Source organism: Butyricicoccus faecihominis, from assembly GCF_024462775.1.
Classification (GTDB): Bacteria; Bacillota; Clostridia; order Oscillospirales; family Butyricicoccaceae; genus Agathobaculum; species Agathobaculum faecihominis_A.
Genome location: NZ_JANGCE010000039.1, coordinates 22886 through 31071, shown reverse-complemented (window position 1 = coordinate 31071; position 8186 = coordinate 22886). Strand labels below are relative to the sequence as shown.

Here is an 8186-nt window from a genome sequence, read left to right as displayed (position 1 = left end):
ACGGCGGCGATTTTATCGATGGGTACTACCTCGATATCCCCGAGCTGCAAAAACGGTTCGGCTGAAAAAGCTCCCTTCATTTTCGGCTGCGGGGCGTCAACCCCGCCCCGCAGCCAATCTTCCTGAATCCCCCACATCGACGGCGAACGATTCCAGTTCGCTGTCTCTTTCAAAATCTCAATTCTTGGTCTATTATAAAAGGAGAAGTGAATCATGAAAACAGTCGGCATGATCGGTCTTGGCAACATGGGCATGGGCATGGCCAAAAACCTGATAAAAAAGGGGTTTCCCGTCAAGGGCTTTGATGTATTCGCCCCCAAGCTTGACGAATTCCGCGAGGCAGGAGGCCAGCCTTGCGCCAACCCGGCGGAGGTGGGCCACGACGCGGATGTTGTGTTCGTCATGGTGCTCAACGGCCAGCAGGCGCTTGACGTCGCGTTTGGCGAAAACGGTCTTGTGCAAACAATGCGCCCCGGCTCGGTCTACTTCCTAACCTCCACCATCGGTCTGGGGTATGCAAAAAAACTGCACGAGGGCCTTGCGGCAAAAGGCATTGAAATGATCGACTGCGCGGTCTCCGGCGGCCTGCCGGGCGCGCAGAACGGCACGCTAACGCTGATGGCGGCCGGAAAAAAACCTGTTTACGAAAGCTGTGCCGACGTCATGGACGCGATCGCGACCAATCCCAACCACGTGGGAGAAGAGCCCGGTCAGGGGCAGGTCGTCAAGGCATGCCTGCAAGCGCTGGTCGGCGCGCAGTACACCGCGATCTTTGAATTGATGGTCATGGGCTGCAAGGCAGGCGTGGACCCGCAGGTGCTGCAAAACGTGATCAGCACCTCGGTTGCGGGCAGCAAGCTGTTCGATATCTGCGTGCCGCTCATCATGGATCGCAAATTCAAGAACACCGGCTCGTCGCTTGCCGTGATGAGCAAGGATCTGAATATCACGATGGATCTGGCGCGCGAGGTGGGCTGCGCCATGCCGACTGTTGCGATCGCCCGCGAAATGGTGCAGGCCGGCTTCATCCGCTACCCGGACGAGGATAACTGGGCCGTTACAAAAATTCTGGAGGACATCGCGGGAGCCGAGGTAAAACGCCGCTGAACGGCTACGCAAAGCAAGGGAAACAGACAGGAGGGAAAGGAATGAAAGCGATCAAGTGGCTTAACCGACATGCTGAAGAGGTTCTTCTGGTGGCAATGCTCGTGGTCATGCTTGTTGTGGAAATCGCGCAAATATTCATGCGCCGCGTCATGGGTTCGTCCCTTTCGTGGGCGGAAGAGGTCGTGCGGTATCTGTTCGTATGGTCGGGCTTTCTCAGCATCAGCTTTACCATTCAGAATCAATCGGCCATGCGCCTTACCATGCTGGTCGCCGCGATGCCGCGCATGGTGCGGCACATATGCATCGCGGTGGTGTATATCGCGCTCACAGCATTTTTCGGGTATATGGCGGCGGTGGCGGTGGTGCAGCTCGGCTCCATGCACCAGACGAGCGCCGCGCTCGGCATGCCGATGGTGTACGTCTATCTAGCCCCCGTGGTGGGCTTTATCCTGACCACGGTGCGCAGTATTCAGGCGCTCATCGTCGTGTTCAAGGGCCTTGGCAAAAACCATACGCACGATATTGTCATCAACACGAAACCTGAGGAAGGGGGCACGGTCTGATGGTAGGCGCAATTTTTGCCGGCATGCTGGTGCTGCTGGTGCTCGCGGTCCCGATCTGTGTCGTGATCGCCATGATCTCTCTGATCCCCTACGGGCTTGACCCCACCTTTGCGGCCAGCCCCATGTTCATTCTCCGGCAAATGGTTTCCGGCTTGGATTCCATCACCCTGATCGCCATTCCGATGTTCGTGCTGTCGGGTATCATCATGGCGCGCGGCGGCATATCCAAGAAGCTGTTTAACGTATTCTCCTATTTTATTGGCGATAAGACCGGCGGCCTGCCGTGCGCGGCGGTCATCACCTGCCTGTTTTACGGGGCCATTTCGGGCTCCGCGCCCGCGACCACCGCGGCGGTCGGTGCGATGACCATCCCGATTCTGGTCAGCCTCGGCTATGATCTGACCTTCTGCGCGGCGCTCGTCGCTATCGCGGGCGGATTGGGCGTCATTATTCCCCCGTCCATTCCGTTCATCCTGTATTCCATGAACTCAGGCGCTTCGGTGGGCGCGCTGTTCATGGCCGGCATTTTGCCCGGCATCCTGATCGGCGTTTGCCTGATGGTTTATTCCGTCTTCTACTGTAAAAAGCACGGCGAGGATAAGGAGAAGCTGCGTGAAAACATCGCAGAGCTTCGCCAAAAGGGCTTTATTAAGGTGTTTATGGAAAGCTTCTGGGCTCTGCTCAGCCCGGTCATCATTCTCGGCTCGATCTACGGCGGCATCTGCACGCCGACCGAAGCGGCGGTCATCTCGGTCGTGTACGCGCTCGTGATCTGCCTGTTTGTCTACAAAACGCTAAAGCCCCGCGAGTTGTACGCCGTTTTACGCGAGGGCGTGGAGACCTATGCGCCCATCTTGTTCATCCTCGGCGCGGCGCAGGCGTTCAGCCGCGTGCTCACGCTGACACAAGCGCCCCAGCAGCTGGCCGAGGCCATGGGCTCGGCGATCAGCTCCAAGGTTGCGCTCATTCTACTGATCAACGTATTCTTGTTGTTCGTCGGCATGGTGATGGACACCGGCCCCGCTATTTTGATTTTGACCCCCATCCTCGTGCCCATCGTCACGGCGGCGGGCATCGATCCGGTACATTTCGGCGTTATTATGATCGTAAACCTCGCCATCGGCTTTGTCACGCCGCCGATCGGCAACAACCTGTACGTCGCCTCCACCCTGACCAAGCTGCCCGTAACAGCGATTGCGAAAAAGGCGGTGCCGTTTATGGCGGCCTTCTTTATCGCGCTACTAATCATCACCTTTGTGCCGCAGGTCTCCCTGCTGCTCGTCCAGTAAAGGAGGGCCGGAAATGATAAAACGATTGCGAAAGCTTACCGCGCTGCTGCTTACCGGCGGCGTAACGCTCTCCTGCGCCGCCTGCGAACCGCTGAACGCGGTCGCGAGCCCGGATAAGGAAGGCAAGCTGGTCGTCAGCGTCGCCTATGATTCTCAGCCGGATTCCGTCACCGGCATCATCGCCACCAGCCTTGCGGAAATGCTGGAAGAGAAAAGCGGCGGCAAGATCACCGCGCATGTATACCCGTCCGGCCAGCTCGGTTCGGACAAAGAGCTGATTCAAAGTTGTATTTCGGGCGATGTGGAGTTTGTCGTGCAGAATCACTCGGCTCAGGTAAACGATATCACGGGCGCAAAGGTGCTCGATATGCCGTACTTATTCCCCAATATTGAAATCGCGCGCCAAACGCTGGACGACCCCGAATTTCGCAAGGTGTACGACGCGCTGTATCCCGAAATCGGCTTGAAGCTGCTGATGATCTCGGACATGGGCTACCGGCAGACCTCGTCGAACCGCAAATTGCAAACGCTGAACGATTTTAAAGGGCTGGACATCCGCACGATGGAAAACCCCATCCATCTGGCGCTTTGGAAGGCGCTCGGCGCGAACCCGACCCCGATGAACCGCGGCGAGGTGTTCCTTGCCCTGCAACAGGGCCTGCTTATGGCGCAGGAGGACCCTTACGTGAACTTTCTCCTGAACAACTATCAAGAGGTTCAGCAGTACGCGGTCGCGACCAACCACCTGTTCCACGACATCACCGTGATCACGAACGACCGGTTTTATCAGGAGCTGCCGGAGGAGTACCGGAGCTGGATCGACGCCTGCTGCACCGAATTGCTTCCCATCTCCCGTGAGCGCTCGGACAGCATCAACAACGAACAGGATCTGATCGACGCGGGCATGGAGGTCGTCCATCTGTCGGACGAGGTATTCAACCAGATCTCCGCGATTGAGGAAGAACAGGTCTGGCCCATGATTCGTGAGCAGGTCGGCGACGAACTGACCGACGCATTGCTCGACGCGGTCGACCGAGCCAAGATCAAATGCGGTTACGAGGAATAAAAAGCCCCCGCGAGAGCGGGAGCTTCTACAAAAGCTTTATAAGAACAACGAGGATTCATCGGGCGTTACCGTGGTAAACCGTTCGCGAAACGCCTGCGGATGCAGGCCGATGTGCCGCATAAACAGCTTGGTGAAGTGGTAAGGGTTTTCATAGCCCACCTGCCGCGCGATCGCGCTGACCGAATGCGTCGTGCGGATCAGCTGCCACTGCGCGTCGCTCATGCGGCGGCTGATCTGATAGTTGATCGGCGAAATGCCGAACTCTGTTGTGAAAAGGTGCGTCAGATAGCTGGCGCTTACGTGAAAGTGCGCGGAAAGCTGTTCCACCTTGATCACGGTGCGGTAGTTCTTATCGATGTAATGCAGGATGTCGAGCGCAATCTGCCTGCGTGTGGTTTCCTTTCGGGTAGGCTTAGCGTGGGAATCGTTGTGCTCCACCATACGGTGCGCAATCAGCAGCAGCGACAGGCTCAGCATGTGCGTCAAATCGTGCGTGTAGTGGCTGGCCGCGTCCTGCGTATAGGCGGCAAGGATTCGTTCCAGCAGCAGCCGGATCGTCTCCCCCGCCTCGCCCGCCGCATAGTACGGATAGGTCTTGGGCGAAACGATGTAGCCGGGCGGCACATTATCCAGCTTGACCCCCGTCATCGTGAGCGTCCATGCATCCAGCGCATCGTTCGGGTCGGAAACAACCGAATGCACCGTGTCGGGATTGATAATCAGCAAATCGCCCCGGCTCGCGTGGAACACCGAATCGTTCACCGTGTATATCCCCTGTCCACCGGCGATATAAATGATCTCCGCCAGCGCCTCGTGGGAATGGAAATGAAACACCCAGTTTGGGTTGCCAAATACGTGGGTAATCTCGGTCACTTGAAAATTCGCGTTATCCGCAAGGAACGTAGAAGGCTGTTTTTCAAAATGCAGCTTGATCACGGCGTTCCCCCCTCTCCGGCTCCGGCCGTTACTTGTTCATTTTATTGTATTGCATCTTGTGCGGGCCGTCAAGCCCGGACTCATGTTAAAAAGGAGCAGAATACTCATGAAAAAATCGATCTGTATTGAAAAAATATTTTTAGAGCACGACTTTTACGACCGCTTTGCCAAGGTGGCCGAAGCAGGTTTTCAGTATGTTGAATTTGGCTATTGGCCGGGCCGCGACATCGACCGCATCAAGGCCGAATGCGACAAGCACGGGCTGACGGTCACCACCTTTTCGGCAGATTTCAAGGCCTCGCTGATCGTGCCAAAGGATCGCGCGGCATTCCTCGACTATCTGGCGCAGTCCATCGAGGTCGCCAAGACCCTTGGCTGCCAAAATCTCGTCATTCATTCGCAGGCCATGGACGATACCGGCGCGTTTACCAGCGACGGCAGCGATCTGGACGAACCGGTCAAGCTTTACAGCGCTGCGCTGACCGCGCAGGACGCGGCGCGCATGGCCGAGCAGGCTGCCGTAACCCTCGTACTAGAAGCGGTCAACAACATTTCAAAACCCGGTTACTACATGACCAGCTGCCGCTATACCGGAAACCTGTGCAAGGTGGTCGGATCGCCAAACCTAAAAATACTGTATGATATCTGGCACATGCAGCAGATGGAAGGCAACATGGTCGCCAATCTGCGCAAATACGCGGACGTACTCGGCTATATTCATGTGGGCGACTGTCCGGAGCGCCACGAGCCGGGCACCGGCGAGATCAACTTTGATAAGATCAAGCATGTCGTCTGTGACGAGCTCGGCCTTGATATCGTTTGGGGCTTTGAGCTCGATCCCGAAATTTCTTCAGCCGACTGCGTGCAAAAGCTCGCGGCGTTTTAAAAAAGGAGGATATTATCATGATCGTTACCATCGCCCGTCAGGTCATCAAGCCCGCCTGCTTCGACGCTTATCATGCGCTGGCGGCAGAGCTTGCCGAAAGCTCCCGCGCCGAGCCCGGCTGCGCCGGCTATCGCTCGGTGCAAGCCGAGGAGGACAAGCGCGTGCATCTGTTCATCGAATGCTGGAAGGATCAGGCCGCGATCGATACCCACGTCGCGACAGAGCACTTCACCCGCATCGTTCCGCAGTTCGCCGCCATGTTTGATGATGCCGAATTGGTCACCCGCTATCAGGTGCTTGCCTGATATGTCCGTCTCGACACGCACCGGATTGATCGCGCTGCTGGGCCGCCCGCTGGGCTTTACACTCGCGCCCGCCATGCAGAACAGCGCGTTTCGCGCGCTGGGCATGGACGCACTCTACCTTCCTGTGGAGTGTGAATCGTACGATCTGCCCGTGCTGCTCGCAGCATTCCGCCGCATGCCGTTTATCGGGCTGGCCGTCACCAAGCCGCTCAAGATCAGCATCCTCCCCTATCTGGACGAATTGGACCCGCTGGTCGCGCAAATCGGCTCGTGCAATACGGTTTGTTTCAAAAACGGGCGGTGGACCGCCCACAATACGGACGGCGAGGGCTTTGCCGACGCCCTCACCGGAGCATACGGCGATATCCGCGGCGCCACACTGCTGGTTCTGGGCGCAGGCGGCGCTTCGCGCGCGCTGTGCTTTGCCTGCGCGGCAAGGGGCGCATCCTGCTTGTGAACCGCACGCTGGAAACCGCACGCGCGCTTGCGCAGGCGGTGAGCCTCCGCTTCCCTATTCCATGTGAAGCATTGCCTTGGGGCGAGCTTTCATCCGCCCTGCCCATGGCCGATATCCTGATTAACGCGACCGGCCTTGGCATGGAGCCGCACGTGGGGCAAACCCCGTTGCCCGCCGCGCTGCTTTCACCGCGCCTGTTCGTGTGCGACCTCGCCTACCGCCCGGCGCGGACCCGATTGCTTGCCGATGCCGAGGCGGCGGGCTGCCGCACCATGAACGGGCGCGCCATGGCTGTTTATCAAGGGGCGCGCCAGATTAAGCTATGGACGGGGTATGACGCCCCTATCGGCTTCATGTCCGATACCCTGCGCCGCCTCTCCGGATGCGAAGGAGATCGCCTGTGAAGCAATATGGCCGGCTTTATTTTGCGTTCCTGCGGCTGGGCGCCTTTACCTTCGGCGGCGGGTTGGCCATGCTGCCGCTGCTACAACACGAGGTCGTGGAGCGCTATGGCTGGGCGACGGAAGAAGAACTGATCGACATGTACGCCGTCGCGCAGTGCGCGCCGGGTATTATCGCCGTTAATACCGCCGTCTATGTCGGCAGCCATGTAGCGGGAGTGCCCGGCAGTCTTGCCGCGGTGCTAGGGCAAATCACTTCGCCCATCTGTCTGATCACCTGCATCGCCTTCTCCTTTCAGCATCTGACCGAGCAGCCGCTTTTTCAGCACGCGCTTGCCGGCATACGCGCCATGGTGTGCGTCTTGTTATGTAACACCGCTTGGCGCATGGGCCAAAAAAGCTTGGTGGACATTCCGACCGTGATGCTCTGCGCCGCCGGGGTCGTCCTGTCCCTACTGCTGCATGTGCCGCTGATCGCGGTCATGCTCGGGGCAGGGCTGCTGGGGCTGCTGCTCAAAGGGGGAAAGCCTTCGTGACCTGCTGCACCTTGTTCTGGACGTTTGCCCGGATCGGCCTATGTACGCTGGGCGGCGGGGCGGCCACGATCCCCTATTTGCTGGAATTGCCTGCGCGATTCGGCTGGACCTCACCCGAAGAAATGGCGGTCATCATCGCAGTAGGCGAAAGCGCTCCCGGACCGGGCGGCGTGAACATGGCCGGCTATATTGGCTTTGAAGCGGCCGGTCTGCCCGGCGTCTTGTGTGCGGTTGCGGGACTGTGCGTGCCAAGCTTGATTCTGGTGAACCTAATCGCCGCCTTTTTGCGCGACTTTAGCAAGCACCCCGCCGTCACGCGCTTTTTCTACGGCTTACGCCCCGCCGTTGTGGCCGTGATCATCAGCGCGGTATGGGGACTGATGCAAATCAGTTTATTTGTTGACGGTACCGCTCATCTGCCCGCGTTCTTGATCTTTGCGGCCGGTTTGGTCATTACCCACCTGCCCCGCACCAAAAGCGTACACCCGTTGGTATTGGTCTTTTCCGCCGCCCTGTTCGGCATGATTTTCAGGATATAATAAAGGGCCTTTTGCAAAATAAAAAAACACTCTAAAACTTGTCATTCTGAGGCGTAAAGCGACGAAGAATCTCGCGCGAGCACGCGATTCCCACACATCTT

12 protein-coding genes are annotated in these 8186 nt (G+C 58.1%); 10 read left to right on the top strand and 2 right to left on the bottom strand.

The window, feature by feature from the left end; all coding sequences use genetic code 11:
* The coding region (locus tag NE562_RS15675; protein ID WP_280963361.1) for a hypothetical protein at nt 1-215 on the bottom strand (215 nt) is incomplete at its 3' end.
* Between NE562_RS15675 and NE562_RS15670 the strand changes: the two genes are divergently transcribed.
* The 4 genes from NE562_RS15670 to NE562_RS15655 are packed head-to-tail and all read left to right on the top strand — an operon-like array spanning nt 214 to nt 4025.
* Nucleotides 214-1107 carry an NAD(P)-dependent oxidoreductase gene (locus NE562_RS15670; RefSeq protein ID WP_280963360.1) on the top strand — a complete coding sequence of 298 codons (894 nt, stop codon included), beginning with the start codon at nt 214-216 and terminating at the stop codon, nt 1105-1107. The two genes, NE562_RS15675 and NE562_RS15670, sit on opposite strands and share 2 nt — an antisense overlap.
* Nucleotides 1108-1148: 41 nt before the next feature.
* The gene (locus NE562_RS15665) at nt 1149-1670 is read left to right on the top strand and encodes a TRAP transporter small permease (RefSeq protein WP_280963359.1); all 522 of its coding nucleotides are present in this window, start codon (nt 1149-1151) and stop codon (nt 1668-1670) included.
* Entirely contained in the window at nt 1670-2959 is a 1290-nt protein-coding gene (locus tag NE562_RS15660) for a TRAP transporter large permease (RefSeq protein WP_280963358.1), read from the top strand. Before NE562_RS15665 ends, NE562_RS15660 begins: the two co-directional genes overlap by 1 nt.
* 13 nt (nt 2960-2972) lie before the next feature.
* The gene (locus NE562_RS15655; protein ID WP_280963357.1) at nt 2973-4025 is read left to right on the top strand and encodes a TRAP transporter substrate-binding protein; all 1053 of its coding nucleotides are present in this window, start codon (nt 2973-2975) and stop codon (nt 4023-4025) included.
* A 36-nt stretch (nt 4026-4061) separates the two neighbouring features.
* Here NE562_RS15655 and NE562_RS15650 read toward each other — a convergent pair whose 3' ends face one another.
* The gene (locus NE562_RS15650; protein ID WP_280963356.1) at nt 4062-4961 is read right to left on the bottom strand and encodes an AraC family transcriptional regulator; all 900 of its coding nucleotides are present in this window, start codon (nt 4959-4961) and stop codon (nt 4062-4064) included.
* A 106-nt stretch (nt 4962-5067) separates the two neighbouring features.
* Between NE562_RS15650 and NE562_RS15645 the strand changes: the two genes are divergently transcribed.
* From NE562_RS15645 to NE562_RS15620, 6 genes are read left to right on the top strand one after another with little or no spacing between them, the layout of a single operon-like run.
* A complete protein-coding gene (locus NE562_RS15645; protein WP_280963355.1) occupies nt 5068-5847 on the top strand; it encodes a TIM barrel protein in 780 nt (259 codons plus the stop codon).
* 17 nt (nt 5848-5864) lie between these two features.
* Nucleotides 5865-6152, top strand: coding sequence for a putative quinol monooxygenase (locus tag NE562_RS15640; protein ID WP_280963354.1), 288 nt, complete (start codon nt 5865-5867; stop codon nt 6150-6152).
* A 1-nt stretch (nt 6153) separates the two neighbouring features.
* Nucleotides 6154-6609 (top strand): shikimate dehydrogenase family protein, encoded by a 456-nt coding sequence (locus NE562_RS15635; protein WP_280963353.1) that lies wholly within the window; start codon nt 6154-6156, stop codon nt 6607-6609.
* Nucleotides 6570-7013, top strand: a complete 444-nt coding sequence (locus tag NE562_RS15630; protein ID WP_280963352.1) for a shikimate dehydrogenase family protein — start codon at nt 6570-6572, stop codon at nt 7011-7013. The genes NE562_RS15635 and NE562_RS15630 overlap by 40 nt, the downstream gene beginning before the upstream one ends.
* Nucleotides 7010-7546: a chromate transporter gene (locus tag NE562_RS15625; protein WP_280963351.1), complete on the top strand. Its 537-nt coding sequence runs from the start codon at nt 7010-7012 to the stop codon at nt 7544-7546. Before NE562_RS15630 ends, NE562_RS15625 begins: the two co-directional genes overlap by 4 nt.
* Complete coding sequence (locus NE562_RS15620) at nt 7543-8085, top strand: chromate transporter (RefSeq protein WP_280963350.1); 543 nt, start codon at nt 7543-7545, stop codon at nt 8083-8085. The genes NE562_RS15625 and NE562_RS15620 overlap by 4 nt, the downstream gene beginning before the upstream one ends.
* Nucleotides 8086-8186: the final 101 nt, after the last annotated feature.